Source organism: Streptomyces sp. NPDC031265 (assembly GCF_055570295.1).
Window position 1 is genome coordinate 43,881 of sequence record NZ_JBVIHM010000011.1, and the last position, 14,241, is coordinate 58,121.

The 14,241-nt window shown below is 73.7% G+C and carries 13 protein-coding genes; 8 read left to right on the plus strand and 5 right to left on the minus strand.

Translation table 11 applies throughout. The annotated features are described in order from the left end of the window. Positions 1-111: 111 nt before the first annotated feature. Positions 112-597: a nuclear transport factor 2 family protein gene (locus tag ACZ499_RS18565; RefSeq protein ID WP_468409595.1), complete on the minus strand. Its 486-nt coding sequence runs from the start codon at positions 595-597 to the stop codon at positions 112-114. Between the two features lie 109 nt (positions 598-706). Between ACZ499_RS18565 and ACZ499_RS18570 the strand changes: the two genes are divergently transcribed. Then, positions 707-1,504: a crotonase/enoyl-CoA hydratase family protein gene (locus ACZ499_RS18570; RefSeq protein ID WP_468676198.1), complete on the plus strand. Its 798-nt coding sequence runs from the start codon at positions 707-709 to the stop codon at positions 1,502-1,504. Between the two features lie 21 nt (positions 1,505-1,525). Here ACZ499_RS18570 and ACZ499_RS18575 read toward each other — a convergent pair whose 3' ends face one another. After that, positions 1,526-2,404 carry an undecaprenyl-diphosphate phosphatase gene (locus ACZ499_RS18575; RefSeq protein WP_468676200.1) on the minus strand — a complete coding sequence of 293 codons (879 nt, stop codon included), beginning with the start codon at positions 2,402-2,404 and terminating at the stop codon, positions 1,526-1,528. Between the two features lie 120 nt (positions 2,405-2,524). Continuing rightward, positions 2,525-3,343 carry a TVP38/TMEM64 family protein gene (locus ACZ499_RS18580; protein ID WP_468676202.1) on the minus strand — a complete coding sequence of 273 codons (819 nt, stop codon included), beginning with the start codon at positions 3,341-3,343 and terminating at the stop codon, positions 2,525-2,527. A gap of 697 nt (positions 3,344-4,040) precedes the next feature. Between ACZ499_RS18580 and tuf the strand changes: the two genes are divergently transcribed. From tuf to ACZ499_RS18595, 3 genes are all read left to right on the plus strand, one after another. Further along, positions 4,041-5,210 carry an elongation factor Tu gene (tuf, locus tag ACZ499_RS18585; protein WP_468409587.1) on the plus strand — a complete coding sequence of 390 codons (1,170 nt, stop codon included), beginning with the start codon at positions 4,041-4,043 and terminating at the stop codon, positions 5,208-5,210. Positions 5,211-5,306: 96 nt separating this feature from the next. After that, positions 5,307-6,146: a patatin-like phospholipase family protein gene (locus ACZ499_RS18590; RefSeq protein ID WP_468676204.1), complete on the plus strand. Its 840-nt coding sequence runs from the start codon at positions 5,307-5,309 to the stop codon at positions 6,144-6,146. Positions 6,147-6,291: 145 nt separating this feature from the next. Beyond that, complete coding sequence (locus tag ACZ499_RS18595; RefSeq protein WP_468676205.1) at positions 6,292-7,137, plus strand: spermidine synthase; 846 nt, start codon at positions 6,292-6,294, stop codon at positions 7,135-7,137. Here the strand turns inward: ACZ499_RS18595 and ACZ499_RS18600 are convergent. Together ACZ499_RS18600 and ACZ499_RS18605 are read right to left on the minus strand one after the other, a co-directional pair. Further along, a complete protein-coding gene (locus ACZ499_RS18600) occupies positions 7,099-8,418 on the minus strand; it encodes an MFS transporter (protein WP_468676207.1) in 1,320 nt (439 codons plus the stop codon). The two genes, ACZ499_RS18595 and ACZ499_RS18600, sit on opposite strands and share 39 nt — an antisense overlap. Before the next feature lie 90 nt (positions 8,419-8,508). Then, positions 8,509-9,594 carry a DUF8017 domain-containing protein gene (locus tag ACZ499_RS18605; RefSeq protein WP_468676209.1) on the minus strand — a complete coding sequence of 362 codons (1,086 nt, stop codon included), beginning with the start codon at positions 9,592-9,594 and terminating at the stop codon, positions 8,509-8,511. Between the two features lie 110 nt (positions 9,595-9,704). Here ACZ499_RS18605 and ACZ499_RS18610 point away from each other — a divergent pair, with 110 nt between their 5' ends. The 4 genes from ACZ499_RS18610 to ACZ499_RS18625 all read left to right on the plus strand — a co-directional run bounded on the left by ACZ499_RS18610 (position 9,705) and on the right by ACZ499_RS18625 (position 14,237). Continuing rightward, positions 9,705-10,142 (plus strand): DUF4442 domain-containing protein, encoded by a 438-nt coding sequence (locus ACZ499_RS18610; RefSeq protein WP_468676468.1) that lies wholly within the window; start codon positions 9,705-9,707, stop codon positions 10,140-10,142. A gap of 233 nt (positions 10,143-10,375) precedes the next feature. Further along, positions 10,376-12,874, plus strand: coding sequence for a beta-glucosidase (locus ACZ499_RS18615; protein ID WP_468676210.1), 2,499 nt, complete (start codon positions 10,376-10,378; stop codon positions 12,872-12,874). After that, positions 12,871-13,509, plus strand: a complete 639-nt coding sequence (locus tag ACZ499_RS18620; RefSeq protein WP_468676212.1) for a carboxylesterase family protein — start codon at positions 12,871-12,873, stop codon at positions 13,507-13,509. Before ACZ499_RS18615 ends, ACZ499_RS18620 begins: the two co-directional genes overlap by 4 nt. 77 nt (positions 13,510-13,586) lie before the next feature. Continuing rightward, entirely contained in the window at positions 13,587-14,237 is a 651-nt protein-coding gene (locus ACZ499_RS18625) for a DedA family protein (protein ID WP_468676214.1), read from the plus strand. Positions 14,238-14,241 lie beyond the last annotated feature (4 nt).

Here is a 14,241-nt window from a genome sequence, read left to right on the forward strand (position 1 = left end):
GCCCGGGCGTGTCCCCAGTGTGCGCCCTCAGTCTGCGGCAGCGGGGCGGCCGCCGCCCAGATGGCCCGCCCGCCCGGCGAGTCCGCCCCGTCGCGCGCCCGTACGCCCCGTTCAGCCCGTGCCGAGCGCCCCCGAGGCATGCCGCCACTTCTCGTGCACGGTCACCTCGCGCAGCCGCCAGCCCGCGTCGGTACGCAGCACCGAGAACGCGTACCGGCCGCCGGAGACGAAGTTGGGCTCCACCGGTCCGCCGTCGCCGTTGTCCTGCGCGCCGAACCGCATGGGATTGAGGTAGTCGGCACGCACCTGGGCCCGGTCGCCCGGGTAGCCGCCGAGGTCCTGGAGGGTGAGCAGCCGGTTGACGATCAGGTGCTGGCGGACCGGGAAGAGCCGCATGGTCTCCGCGAGCCAGGCCGCGACCTCGGCCGCCGGCCCCTCCACACCGCCCGCCGTGCGGTAGTCGGCGCGCCCGTCGGGAGTGAACAGCTCCCCGTACGCGGACCAGTCGGCGTCGTCGACGGCGGCCGCGTAGCCCGTGACGAGTTCATCGATGGCGAGCCGGTCCATCACGGTCGAGAGTTCCACACGCTGGGTCATCGCCACAGTCTCCGGCAGCGGGAGCGGGGGGCCAAGGGCCTCGGCGGTCGACAACCTGGACGGCCCCGTTCTTGTGCGCGTCGGGCGGCGCGTGCTACCGGTGGGCGCCATGACCGTACCGAGCGATTCCGCCGCCTCCGCCCGTGCTTCCGTCCGCAGCGAGCGCAGCGGCCCCGTCACGACCGTGGTGCTCTCCCGCCCCCACGCGCGCAACGCCGTGGACGGTCCCACCGCCCGCGCGCTCGCCGATGCCTTCCGCGCCTTCGAGGCCGACGACGAGGCGGCGGTCGCGGTGCTCTGGGGCGAGGGCGGCACGTTCTGCGCGGGCGCCGACCTCAAGGCGATCGGCACCGAGCACGGCAACGCGGTGACCGAGGACGGCGACGGCCCGATGGGCCCGACCCGGATGCGCCTGACCAAGCCGGTGATCGCGGCGATCTCCGGACACGCCGTGGCGGGCGGCCTGGAGCTGGCGCTCTGGTGCGACCTGCGGGTGGCCGAACAGGACGCGGTCTTCGGCGTCTTCTGCCGCCGCTGGGGCGTGCCGCTGATCGACGGCGGTACGGTACGGCTGCCCCGGCTGATCGGCGCGGGCCGCGCGATGGACCTGGTCCTGACCGGCCGCCCGGTGGACGCGGCCGAGGCGCTCGCGATCGGCCTGGCCGACCGGGTGGTGCCGAACGGAACGGCCCGCGCGGCGGCCGAGAAGCTGGCGTCGGAGATCGCGGCGTTCCCCCAACTCTGCCTCCGCGAGGACCGCCTCTCCCTCCTGGAGCAGGAGCCCCTGCCCGAGCCGGAGGCCCTGCGCAACGAACTCGCGCACGGCGTACGGTCGCTGGAGCGGGCGGGGGAGGGGGCGGCCCGGTTCGCGGGGGGTGCGGGGCGGCATGGGGCGTTCGGGGAGTGAGACGCGCCTCCCCGGGCCTTGTCAGCCGCCCGTGACCTCCCCCGCATGCGGGCTGAGGACGTCGGCGCCGACCAGGAAGAAGAGGACGACCCCGAGCAGGATGCGGTAGATCACGAAGGGCATGAAGCTCTTGCTGGAGATGAACTTCATGAACCACGCGATGACCACGTACCCGACGCCGAAGGCGATCACCGTGGCGAAGAGCGTCTCGGCCATCGGGGCCTGGCCTTCGCCGCCCGCGTCCTTCAGTTCGAAGACGCCGGAGGCCAGTACCGCCGGGATGGCGAGCAGGAAGGAGTAGCGGGCCGCGGACTCACGGGTGTAGCCCATCAGCAGGCCGCCGCTGATGGTGGCGCCCGAGCGGGAGACGCCCGGGATCAGGGCCATGGCCTGGCACAGGCCGTAGACCAGGCCGTCCTTGACGCTCAGGTCCTGGAGCGACTTGCGCTGCGTGGCCGCGCGGTGGCGGCCGCCCGCCTCGTCCCGGGCGGCGCGGCGGTCGGCGATGCCGAGGACGACGCCCATCACGACCAGCGTGGTGGCGATGACCCGCAGATCGCGGAAGGTGGTGTCGATCTGGTCCTTGAGGACGATGCCGAGCACGCCGATCGGGATCGAGCCGACGATGACCAGCCAGCCCATCCGGGCGTCCTGGTCGCCGCGCATCTGCCGGTCGGTGAGCGAGCGGAACCACGCCGAGATGATCCGGACGATGTCCTTGCGGAAGTAGATGAGGACGGCGGTCTCGGTGCCGATCTGCGTGATCGCGGTGAACGCCGGTCCCGGGTCCTGCCAGTCGGCGAAGGCCGCGGTGAGGCGGAGGTGCGCGCTGGAGGAGATCGGCAGGAACTCCGTGAGCCCCTGGACAAGCCCGAGTATGAACGATTCGAACCAAGACATGGGGCGTGGGCCATCCCGGGTGCTGAAGACGGTTGCGGGCACGACGATCCGACGGCCGGTGTGATGGTGTGATCGACGGCCGGTCGGAGGGCAGCGTACAGGCCCGAGATGAAGCGGGAGTTATGCGGTCCTGTCGGGCGCGGGCGGGGCGACGGGCACCTGCGTGGTGGCAGGGGTGGGCGCCTCCGGCCCGGCGGGCGCCCCGGACGCGGCGGGTGCCTCCGGCGTCTCCGCCCGTCCGCTCAACCGGTGCCGCTTCCGCCACGCCACCGCGGCCGCGCCCAGGCCCGACACCGCGATGAACCCCATCGCGATCAGGAACACCGGCGAGGTCGGGGACGCGGCGCGGCTGCCCGCGACCACGTACGCCGCCGTGTTCGGCACCGATCCGAGGCCCGTCGCGAGCAGGAACGGCAGCCAGCCCATCCGGGAGACCGCCGCGCAGTAGTTGGCCGCCGCGAACGGCACGCCGGGGAAGAGCCGGATAGCCATCATCGACCGGAATCCGTGCCGGCTGAGCTGGCCGTCCGCAGCCTTGAGCCAGCGGCCCCGCAGCAGCGGCCGGAGCGCGTCCTGGCCGAGCGCCCGGCCGAGGCCGAACGAGATCCCGGCGCCGAGCACCGTCCCGGCGAGCGCGGACGGCAGGCCCGCCTGCGACCCGAAGATCGCGCCCGCGGCCAGGTTGAGCAGGGGGCGCGGGACGAACGCCGCGGTGCACAGGCCGTACGCCACACCGAACAGGACCACCGCCGCGCCGCCGCTCAGCCGGTGCGGCCAGCCGTCGGCGAGCAGCCGCTGCGGTTCGAGGAGCAGCACGGTCGTGGCGGCCGCCGCGAGCACCAGCACCAGGAGGGCCAGCCGCGACCAGGGCGAGAGCAGGGCCCTGGTGCAGCGCACGGCGAGCCCGGCGGACGGTCGGGCGACTAGGTCGTCGAGCATCCGGGGAGAGTAACCGACCGGGGCATGTGATCGCCGTAACGGGCGTCGCCTTGTGGCCGTACGCGGGGCGAACAGCGCCCACATCCGAGACGGACGAGCCCCCGCCGTGGACACCCGTGCCGAGCTCCGCCGTCTGGCCGGGCACGCCTTGGCGCCGCGCCGTGGACGCCCGTGCCGAGCTCCGCCGTCTGGCCGGGCACGCCTTGGCGCCGCGCTGTGGACGCCCGTGCCGAGCTCCGCCGTCTGGCCGGGCACGCCTTGGCGCCGCGCTGTGGACGCCCGCGCCGAGCTCCGCCCTCTCGCCGGGCACGCCTTGGCGCCGCGCCGCGGGCGGCCCGGCCGTGCCTCCGTCGGCAGACGCGGGTGCCGACAGCGGCGCCGCCCCGCCAAGCCCCCGGCCCCCAACTCCCCGCCGCCGAAAACCATTCGACGCCCGCCCCGCGCCGGGGCATGATCGGCAGCATGTTCCGGCACGCCTTCCCCGCAGCGCCGTCCGCAGTCGCGGACGCGCCGAAGGCTGCCCTCGCCGCAGCGGCAATCGTCGCCATCGCGGCAATCGCCGCTGACGCAGCGCCCCTCGGCGGCGCCCGAAGCTGACCCTTCCCGGAGAGACCCGCGGACCCCGCAGGGGGAGGGTCGGCCGGATCCAGGGGTCCCGTCGCAGCTTCGAGTCATTCGGCATCCGAGGGACACAGCCATGCCCAAGACGGCATACGTACGCACCAAGCCCCATCTCAACATCGGCACGATGGGTCATGTCGACCACGGCAAGACCACGTTGACCGCCGCCATCACCAAGGTCCTCGCCGCGCGCGGCACCGGCACGTTCGTCCCGTTCGACCGGATCGACCGGGCGCCGGAGGAGGCCGCGCGGGGCATCACCATCAACATCGCGCACGTCGAGTACGAGACCGACACCCGCCACTACGCCCACGTCGACATGCCCGGGCACGCCGACTACGTCAAGAACATGGTCACCGGCGCCGCCCAGCTGGACGGGGCGATCCTCGTCGTCTCCGCACTCGACGGGATCATGCCGCAGACCGCCGAGCACGTCCTGCTCGCCCGCCAGGTCGGCGTCGACCACATCGTGGTCGCGCTCAACAAGGCAGACGCGGGTGACGAGGAGCTGACCGACCTGGTCGAGCTGGAGGTCCGCGACCTGCTCTCGGCGCACGGGTACGGGGGCGACTCGGTGCCCGTCGTCCGGGTCTCCGGGCTGAAGGCGCTGGAGGGCGACCCGCGCTGGACGGCGGCGGTCGAGGCGCTGCTCGACGCGGTCGACACCTATGTGCCGATGCCGGTCCGCTACACCGACGCGCCGTTCCTGCTGCCGGTGGAGAACGTGCTGACCATCACCGGCCGCGGAACGGTCGTCACCGGAGCCGTCGAGCGCGGCACGGTCCGCGTCGGCGATCGCGTCGAGGTGCCGGGCGCGGACGTGGACACGGTCGTCACCGGTCTGGAGACCTTCGGCAAGCCGATGGAGTCCGCCGAGGCCGGGGACAACGTGGCGCTGCTGCTGCGGGGGGTGCCCCGCGACGCGGTGCGGCGTGGCCATGTGGTCGCGGCGCCCGGCAGCGTCACGCCCAGCCGCCGCTTCACCGCGCAGGTGTACGTCCTGTCGGCGCGCGAGGGCGGGCGGACCACCCCGGTCGCCACCGGCTACCGGCCGCAGTTCTACATCCGTACCGCGGACGTGGTCGGGGACGTGGACCTCGGCGAGGCGGCGGTGGCGCGCCCCGGCGACACGGTCACCATGACCGTCGAGCTGGGCCGGGACACTCCGCTGGAGCCCGGGCTCGGCTTCGCGATCCGCGAGGGCGGACGCACGGTCGGCGCCGGGACGGTCACCGGCCTCCTCTGACCGGCGGCCGAACTCCGACCGGCGGAAGACGCGGGTCCCGCCTCCTCCGGCACCCCCGGCGGAGGCGGGACCCACGTCTTCCGCCATGCTTCGGGCATGGGAGACACGGCACTGGTGCTCGGCGCGGGCGGAATCACCGGCGTGGGCTGGGAGATCGGCATGCTGTACGGGCTCGCCGAGGCGGGCGTCGACGTGACCGGCGCCGAGCTGGTGGTCGGCAGCTCGGCGGGCTCGGTGGTCGCCGCGCAGATCACCTCGGGGCGGATCGGGCTGCCGCAGCTGTATGAGCGTCAGCTCGCCCGGCCCGACGGCGAGATCCCGGCGAATCTGGGGCCGGCCGCGCTGTTCCGGTTCGCCCGCGCGGCGCTGACCTCCCGTACCCCCGAGGAATACGGCAGAAAGCTGGGCCGGGTGGCGCTCGCCGGTGGCACGGGCCCGGAGGCGGCCCGGCGCAAGGTGATCGCCGGACGGCTGGTCGCGCACGAGTGGCCGGCGCGGCGGCTGCGGATCACGGCGGTCGCGGCGGACAGCGGCGAACTGCGGATCTTCGACCGGGAGAGCGGCGTGGAACTGGTGGACGCGGTCGCCGCCAGCTGCGCGGTGCCCGGGGTGTGGCCCGCCGTCACCGTCGAGGGCCGCCGCTGGATCGACGGGGGAGTGCACTCGCCGGCCAACGCCCAGCTCGCCGCCGGATACGACCGGGTGCTGGTCCTCGCGCCTCTGGCGCTCGGCGGCGGCCCGCTGGACTCGCCGCGCACCCAGGTGGCCGAGCTGGCCGCCGCGGGCGCGCGCGTCGAGCTCATCACCCCGGACTCCGCCGCCCGCCGCGCCTTCGGCCGCAACTCCCTGGAGCCGTCCCGCCGCGCCCCGGCCGCCCGCGCCGGCCGCGCCCAGGCAGCCGCCCACGCGGCCGCCGTCGCGGAGCTCTGGGCGTAGGGGCGCGGCGCAACCAAGCGGACTTGTGGAAGTCCGCCGCGGTACCGCGCCCCTTCAGGGGCGCGGGGAACTCCGCGACCGGCCACAGACAACCCGCGGCCAATGAACCCCGTTTCCAGCGGAGCGCCTGGCGCACAATGGGACGGTGAACGAGCCGATACCGGTCAGCCGGACAGTGGACTGGGGCACCGCCAAGCTGATGCCCGACGTGGACCGGGAGCGGGCCTGGCTGCTCACCGTGAACGGTGCGCCCCAGTCGTACGTCGACCTCGACGACCCGACGTACATCGAGTTCGAGTACGTCCGCAGGCTCGCGCATGTCGTCGACTGCGCGGGGGAGCCGGGCGTACCGCTCGACGTGCTCCACCTCGGCGGCGGCGCGCTCACCCTGCCGCGCTATCTGGCGGCGACCCGGCCGGGCTCGCGCCAGGACGTCGTGGAGGCCGACCGCGGGCTGCTCGCCCTGGTCACCGGGTATCTGCCGCTGCCCGACGGCTGTGGGATCCGGGTGCACGCGGCCGACGCCCGCGCCTGGGCCGAGGCCGCACCGGCGGACTCGGCCGATCTGCTCCTCGCGGACGTGTTCGGCGGCTCCCGGGTGCCCGCGCACCTCACCTCGGTCGAGTACGCGCGGACCGCCGAGCGGGTGCTGCGGCCGGGCGGGCTCTACGCGGCCAACCTCGCCGACGGCGCGCCCTTCGACTTCCTCCGCCCCCAACTGGCCACCTTCCGGGCGGTGTTCGACCAGGTCGCGCTGATCGCCGAGCCCTCGGTGCTGCGCGGGCGGCGGTTCGGCAACGTGGTGCTGCTCGCCTCGCACGGGCCGCTGCCGATCGCCCCCCTCGCCCGGCTGACCGCCGGGGACGCCTTCCCCGCCAGGGTCGAGCACGGCGACGCGCTGCGGCGGTTCACCGGCGGCGCGAGGCCCGTACCGGACAGCGAGGCGAAGCCGTCACCCGAGCCCCCCGAGGGGGCGTTCGGTATCGGCTGAGACGGGAACCGCGTCCGTGTCCGGCGCGGGCAGTCCCCCGGCGACCGGCGCGGTGCGGCGCGTCAGGTTCCGTACGTCCGGGACGGTGAGCACCGCCGCCGTCAGGACCACGATCACCACCGCGCAGCCCCACAGCGCGGAGGCCCGGCCGAAGGCGGTCTCGGCCGGACCCGCGAGCGCGGTGGCCAGCGGCACCACGGCGAGCGAGCCCAGCCAGTCGTACGCGGAGACCCGCGACAGCTTCTCCTCGGGTATCTCCTGGTGCATCGCGGTCATCCAGGAGACGCCGAACACCTCGATCGACACACCGGTCAGGAACATCACCGCGACCAGCACCCCGATCGGCACCGGCACGGCGAGCGCGGCGGAGGGCAGGGCGAGGGGGAAGACGCAGAGCGAGCCCACGAACAGCAGCCGACGCGGCTTCCAGCGCATCATCACCAGGGCGCCGCCGACCGTGCCCGCCCCGAACGCGGCGAGCGCCAGGCCCCACGGCCCCGGCCCGCCCAGCTGGTCCCGGGCGACCAGCGGCCCGTACACCGCGTCGGCGGCCACCACGACGGCGTTGACGATCGAGAACTGCGCCACGATCGCCCAGAGCCAGGGGCGGCCGATGAACTCCCGCCAGCCGTCGCGCAGATCGGCGACGATGCCGCCGCCGGGCTCGCGCGGCGGGATGTGGCGTACGTCGATGAAGGCGCGCAGCCCGCCCGCCACGGCGAAGGCGGCCGCGTCGACGGCGAGCACCCAGCCGGGTCCGACGGCGGCGATCAGCGCCCCGCCGAGGGCGGCGCCGCCGATGCCCGCGCCCTGCATCGCCATCCGGTACAGCGCGAAGGCGCGCCCGGCCTCTTCGCCTTCCACGCTGGACATCAGCATCCCCTCGGAGGCGGGGCCGAAGAACGCCTGGCCCACGCCGCCGAGCGCGCTGAGCGCCAGCATCTGCCACAGCTGCGGCGTGCCGGTCAGCACGAGCAGCGCGAAGGCGCCCTGGGAGAGGAAGTTGAGGCTGTTGGCGGAGACCATCACCCGGTGCCGGGGCATTCGGTCCGCGAGCGCGCCGCCGACGAGCAGGAAGAGGACGAGCGGCACGGTACGGGCCGCCGCGACCAGGCCCACGTCACCGCCGTCGCCGCCCGCCTGCAGCACCGCGAACGCCGAGGCGATCAGGGCGCCCTGACTGCCCAGATTGGTCACGATCGCGGCGGCGGTCAGCAGCGTGTAATTGCGGCCCGCCCAGGTGGGACGGCGGAAGCGGGAGACGGCGGCGGCAGATGTCACCTGTGGACTATCGCCGTCGCCGTCTCGATGTGCCAAACCGATCGCCGTGCCGTACGCGGCGCCGGGGGTGTCACCGCGAACGGACAGGCGTCAGCCGGTGGGCTGACCGGCGAGGCGGACCGTGCTGAGGATCTTGTCGATCGTCTCGTCGGTGACCGCGCCGTTGACCCCGGTGACCGAGTAGAGGCTCCAGGCCACGAAGTCGCCCTTGGCGTTCTTGAAGCCGAAGGTGACCGCCTTGCCGTCGGTGTCGCACTTGCTGGTCTTCTTGACCCCGGTCGCCGACGCGCGGGCGAGACTGCCCACGATGCCCGACTTGGTGGTGTACGGGACGGGTTTGGTCATCTTGATGATGTCCTTGTCCGGCTGGGTGTACGCGCCGTACACCCACCACGGCACCTGGTTCTCGGCCACCTCGTCGGTGTTCTTCGCGCCGTCGGCGCCCTTGGTGCCGGTGCCCGCGAGCTCGGTGTCCTCGGTGTTGCCGTCGTGGTTGGAGTCCTCGGTGCACCACTTGGGCTTGTAGTACGCGGGCGCCGACTGCATGATGATCGGCTTCCCGGTCGGGTTGGCGTGGTCCTCGAAGCCACCGGCCCAGCTCGGGCCCTTGAACTCCCAGTCCGACGGGACGTCGAAGGCCGTGCCCCACTTGGGGTTGGTGATGACCTTCCAGCCCTCGATGGTCGGCTTCGTCTCCTGCATGGAGTCGCCGCGCGGATTGGGCTGGGCGGCGGGCGACGACGCCTGCGCCGGAGCCGGGGAGCTCTGCGCCGGCTTCTTGCCGTCGGCCTTGTCGTCCTTCTTGCCGTCGTCCTTCATGACGACGACGCCGGTGACGACCGCCGCGGCCACGACCGCGGTCGCCGCGACGATGGCGATCAGGGTCGTCTTCTTCTTGCCGCCGCCGTCGTTCTGCGGCGGCACCGGCGGTCCGGGCGGCGCCCCCACCGGGTACTGCGGCACGGTCGGCTGCTGGTACGGGTTGGGCTGCTGCGGATATCCGTATCCCGGCTGCTGGTGGCCGCCGGGCGGTGCCTGGGGCGGCGGTGCCTGGTACCCCGGCTGCGTCGGCTGCTGGTACGGGTTGGGCTGTTGGTACCCCGGCTGCTGGTACGGGTTCTGGTTCGGGTCCTGCGGATTCTGCTCGCCCCCGGGCGGCTGCTGTCCTTGCCACATGGCGAGTAACCATAGAGGGGGCGGGTCGCGGCTCCAACGTCCGCCCCTGTGAGGGGATGGTCAAGGTCTACTACTCACGGGTAACATCCGATGCCATGAGCGCTGATCAGATGTCCGTCGGCGAGATGCTCGCCGCGACCGTTCCCATGGCCAGGACCCTCAACCTGGAGTTCCTGGAGACCACCCCCGAGCGGGCCGTGGTCCGGTTGCCCGACCAGGCCGACTACCACAACCACGTGGGCGGACCGCATGCCGGCGCGATGTTCACGCTCGCCGAGTCCGCCAGCGGTGCCATCGTGATCGCCGCCTTCGGCGACCAGATGAACCGTGCCGTGCCGCTCGCCGTCAGGGCGGAGATCGGTTACAAGAAGCTCGCCATGGGCGTGGTCACCGCCACCGCCACGCTGGGCCGCCCGATCGCGGACGTCGTCGCGGAGCTGGACGCGGGGGAGCGGCCCGAGTTCCCGGTCGCCATCGCGATCACCCGTGAGGACGGCGCCGTCACCGGCGAGATGACCGTCGTCTGGACCCTGCGCCCGCACAGCTGATCCACGCGGTTCCCGAACGGATCCGGCCCCGAGTGTCCTGCGCTCGGGGCCGGATCCGTTTCTTGTTCAACTTATTGACTCCTTTCCGGGCCGGTCCTGGCTTTCTCGGACAACACGAGGCGCCTGACGGCGCGTCAACAGGGTTCTGGCGCATGGTGTGTTCAGAAGCCGAAGCACGCCCTGCCGTTTGCACGTGTCACCTCGCCGTGCCCGCACACAAAGGAGTGACGGTCATGTCCGACACCGTTTCCCGCAGGTCCGCCCTGTGGCTGCTCGGCGGCGCCGTCACGGTCGCCGCGGCCGCGACCGGCTGGAGCGCCCTGCCCGCCCGGGCCGCCGGGCCCCGCGCCGCTGGGACCGCAGCCGCCGCGGCCCCCGCCGCGAGCCCCCGCGTCGCGTCGCTGATCCGCCGCCTCACCCTCGACGAGAAGCTGACCTTCCTGCACGGCGCCGACGACCCCCAGAGCCTCGGCCAGGCCGGCTACGTCCCCGGCGTACCCCGGCTCGGCATCCCGCCCCTGCGGCTCGCGGACGGGCCCGCCGGGGTCCGCGTCACGAAGCACGCGACCGCGCTGCCCGCCCCGGTGCTGCTCGCCTCCGCCTTCGACCCCGCGCTCGCCCGGGAGTACGGGGAGGTCATCGGCCGCGAGGGACGCGCGCTCGGCCAGGACGTGCTGCTCTCACCCATGGTCAACCTGATCCGCACCCCGTACGCGGGCCGCAACTTCGAGACCTTCTCCGAGGACCCGCTGCTCTCGGCCGACCTCGTCGCCGAGGAGGTGAGCGGCATCCAGGGGCAGGGCCTGATCGCCACGGTCAAGCACTTCGCCCTGAACAACCAGGAGAAGGGCCGCATGTCCGTCGACGTGCGGGCCGACGAGCAGACCATGCACGAGGCGGAGCTGCGCGGCTTCGAGGCGGCGGTGGCCGCCCGCGCCGGTGCCGTCATGGGCGCGTACAACAAGGTCGACTCCACCTTCGCCTGCGAGAACGCGGACCTGCTGACCGGGGTGCTGCGGGACACCTGGGGCTTCGACGGGTGGGTGATGACGGACTGGTCCGCCGCCCACTCCACGGCCGCCTCGATCCGCGCCGGGCTCGACATGGAGATGCCCGACGGCACCCACTTCGGTGCCGCCCTCAAGCAGGCGGTCCGGGGCGGAAGCGTCCCCCAGGCGCTGGTGGACCGCTCGGTGCGCCGCGTCCTGACCGTCATGGAGCGCTTCGGGCTGCTCGACGGCAGCGTTCCGGCCCGCCCCGACCGCGACCCGGCCGCCGGTGCCCGCACCGCGCTCAAGGTGGCCAAGGCCGGGGCCACACTGCTGCGCAACGAGCACCACGCCCTGCCGCTCACGGGCGCCGCCGCCCGCTCCCTCGCCGTGATCGGCCCGACCGGCTCGCTCCCCTTCGTCAGCGGCGGCGGCAGCGCCCATGTGGTGCCGGTCCGGGCCGCGAGTCCCCTGGACGCCATCAGGGAGCGGGCGGGCAAGGGCGCGTGGGTGCGCCACGCCCTCGGCGAGGACCTGTTCGGCCGGGCCCTGCCCGCCGGAGCCGTCTCGCCCGGCGCCGACCTCGAGGGACAGCACGTCGCCGCGGGCGCGACCTGGACGTACGACGGCACCCTCACCGCCGCCGAGGCCGACGAGTGGACCCTGGTCATCCACTACTCCGGACGTGAGCGGCCCGTCGTCCTCCTCGACGGCACCGAGCTCTTCCCGTTCGCCCCGGGCAACGGCGAGTACTTCGCGGGCGGCCTGGTCAGCGCCGCCCCCGACGGGCTCTCCGTGCGCCGGGCCACCGTGCGGCTCGCGGCCGGTCCGCACCCGCTGAAGATCACCGCGAAGGGCGGCGCCGACGGGCAGCTGATCCGGCTGCGCCGGACCACCGGGGCGACCCGGGCCGCGGACGTCGCCGAGGCGGTGCGCGTGGCGCGCGCGGCCGAGAGCGTGGTCCTCTTCGCGTACGAGGACGCCACCGAGGGCGCCGACCGCACCACCCTCGCGCTCCCGGGCCACCAGAACGCGCTGATCGACGCGGTCACCGCCGTCAACTCCCGTACCACCGTGGTCCTCAACACCTCCTCCAGCACCACCATGCCCTGGCTGGAGCGGACCGCCGCGGTGCTCCAGATGTACTACCCCGGCCAGGAGGGTGCGGCGGCCACGGCCGCGGTGCTCTTCGGCGACTGCGACCCGGGCGGGCGGCTCACCCAGTCGTTCCCGGTCTCCGACGAGCGCCACCCGGTGGGGGGCGACCCGCGCCGCTACCCGGGCGTCGACGGCGTCGAGGAGTACAGCGAGGGGATCCACCTCGGCTACCGCTGGTACGACGCGGCGGGCGTCGCACCGCTCTTCCCCTTCGGCCACGGCCTGTCGTACACGGCCTTCGTCTACGACGACCTGTCCGTGCGCGCCGAGCGCGGGGGGCTCTCGGTGACCTTCACCGTCCGCAACACCGGCCGCCGCACCGGCACCACGGTCGCGCAGGTCTACGTCGGCCGCTCGCGGCACCTCCGCCTCGACCAGGCCGAGCGCGCGCTCGCGGGCTACCGGCGCCTGGAGCTATCCCCGGGCGGTACGCGCCGGGTCACCGTCACGCTCCCCGCCCGCACGCTCTCGTCCTGGGACCCGGCCCGGCACGGCTGGGTCCTGGGCACCGGCCGCCGCCGCGTGGAGGTGGGCGCCTCCGCGCGCGACATCCGGCTCACCGGCCACGGGGAGGTCCGGCGATGAGCGACGGCGGGATACGGGTCCGGCTCGCGGCCCGGATCCGCACGGCTCTGCTCCTCACGACCGCCTGCGCGGCGGCCCCGCTCACCCCCGTCCCTGCCGGGGCGCTCACCCCCGGACCCACCCTCGTACGCACCCACTCCGGTCTGCTCGAAGGGGAAACGACCGGCGAGGGGCGGCAGTTCCTGGGAATTCCCTGCGCCGAACAGCCGGTCGGCGCGCTGCGCTGGACGGCGCCGCGCCCGGCCGCGCCCTGGCGGGGCGTACGCGATGCGACCCGGTTCGCCGACCGCACCTCGCCGCCCTTCGCCTCGCTGCGCGCCCTGCACACCGACCTCGACTTGGGGGCCACCCATGTGAACGAGGTGCAGTACCTCTTCCGCCACTTCGGCCTCGATGCGCCGTTCGACCTCGAACAGCGGGCGCTGGCCCGGCAGATGGCCGCGTACTGGGGCTCCTTCCTGCACGGGAACCCGCCCCGGGCGGCCGGGCAGCCCGCCATGCCGGAGTGGTCCGGCGACGGCTCCCCGGGCCGGGCGCTGCGGCTGCGCACGGCGTCGGCGGACGGTAACGCCGTGGTCACCATGGTCGCCCGCGCACACCGGTGCGGTTTCTGGGACGCGGTCGACGCGGTGTGAGCGGGTAGGCTTCCCGGCGTGCGCCAAGGGGGGCGCACGCCGGGCGTCGGCCCGCCGCGATCGGGAGGAAACGGGCCTTGCACATCCAGGAGTGGCTGGAGAACATCCCCGCGGTCAGTGTCTACCTCCTGGTGGGGCTGGTCATCGGCTTGGAGAGCCTCGGCATTCCGCTGCCGGGCGAGATCGTCCTCGTCAGCTCCGCGCTGCTGGCGTCCCAGGAAGGTCACATCAACCCGGTGATCCTCGGCGCCGCCGCCGTCGTGGGCGCGGTCGTCGGTGACTCGATCGGGTACGCGATCGGCCGCAAGGGCGGCAGACCGCTGCTCGCCTGGCTCGGCGCCAAGTTCCCCAAGCACTTCAGCGAGGGCCATGTCGCCATGGCCGAGAAGTCCTTCAAGAAGTGGGGCATGTGGGCGGTCTTCTTCGGCCGCTTCATCGCGCTGCTGCGCATCTTCGCGGGCCCGCTGGCGGGCGTGCTGCACATGCCGTACTGGAAGTTCCTCATCGCCAACGTGCTCGGCGGCATCTGCTGGGCGGGTGGTACGACGGCCGCGATCTACTACATCGGCGTGGTCGCCGAGTCCTGGCTGAAGAACTTCTCGTACGTGGGTCTGGGGCTCGCGGCCGTGTTGGGCGTGGTCTCGATGCTGATCGTCAAGAACCGCGCGAAGAAGGCGTCCGCCGAGATCGAGTCGGACCGGGCCGAGAGCGTGCCCGCCACGGACTGAACGC

Bases quoted from the DNA above. Each gene is read 5' to 3' on its own strand.
- ACZ499_RS18565 (WP_468409595.1), bottom strand. From the start codon at position 597: ATGACCCAGCGTGTGGAACTCTCGACCGTGATGGACCGGCTCGCCATC.
- ACZ499_RS18570 (WP_468676198.1), top strand. From the start codon at position 707: ATGACCGTACCGAGCGATTCCGCCGCCTCCGCCCGTGCTTCCGTCCGC.
- ACZ499_RS18575 (WP_468676200.1), bottom strand. From the start codon at position 2,404: ATGTCTTGGTTCGAATCGTTCATACTCGGGCTTGTCCAGGGGCTCACG.
- ACZ499_RS18580 (WP_468676202.1), bottom strand. From the start codon at position 3,343: ATGCTCGACGACCTAGTCGCCCGACCGTCCGCCGGGCTCGCCGTGCGC.
- tuf (WP_468409587.1), top strand. From the start codon at position 4,041: ATGCCCAAGACGGCATACGTACGCACCAAGCCCCATCTCAACATCGGC.
- ACZ499_RS18590 (WP_468676204.1), top strand. From the start codon at position 5,307: ATGGGAGACACGGCACTGGTGCTCGGCGCGGGCGGAATCACCGGCGTG.
- ACZ499_RS18605 (WP_468676209.1), bottom strand. From the start codon at position 9,594: ATGTGGCAAGGACAGCAGCCGCCCGGGGGCGAGCAGAATCCGCAGGAC.
- ACZ499_RS18610 (WP_468676468.1), top strand. From the start codon at position 9,705: ATGTCCGTCGGCGAGATGCTCGCCGCGACCGTTCCCATGGCCAGGACC.
- ACZ499_RS18615 (WP_468676210.1), top strand. From the start codon at position 10,376: ATGTCCGACACCGTTTCCCGCAGGTCCGCCCTGTGGCTGCTCGGCGGC.
- ACZ499_RS18620 (WP_468676212.1), top strand. From the start codon at position 12,871: ATGAGCGACGGCGGGATACGGGTCCGGCTCGCGGCCCGGATCCGCACG.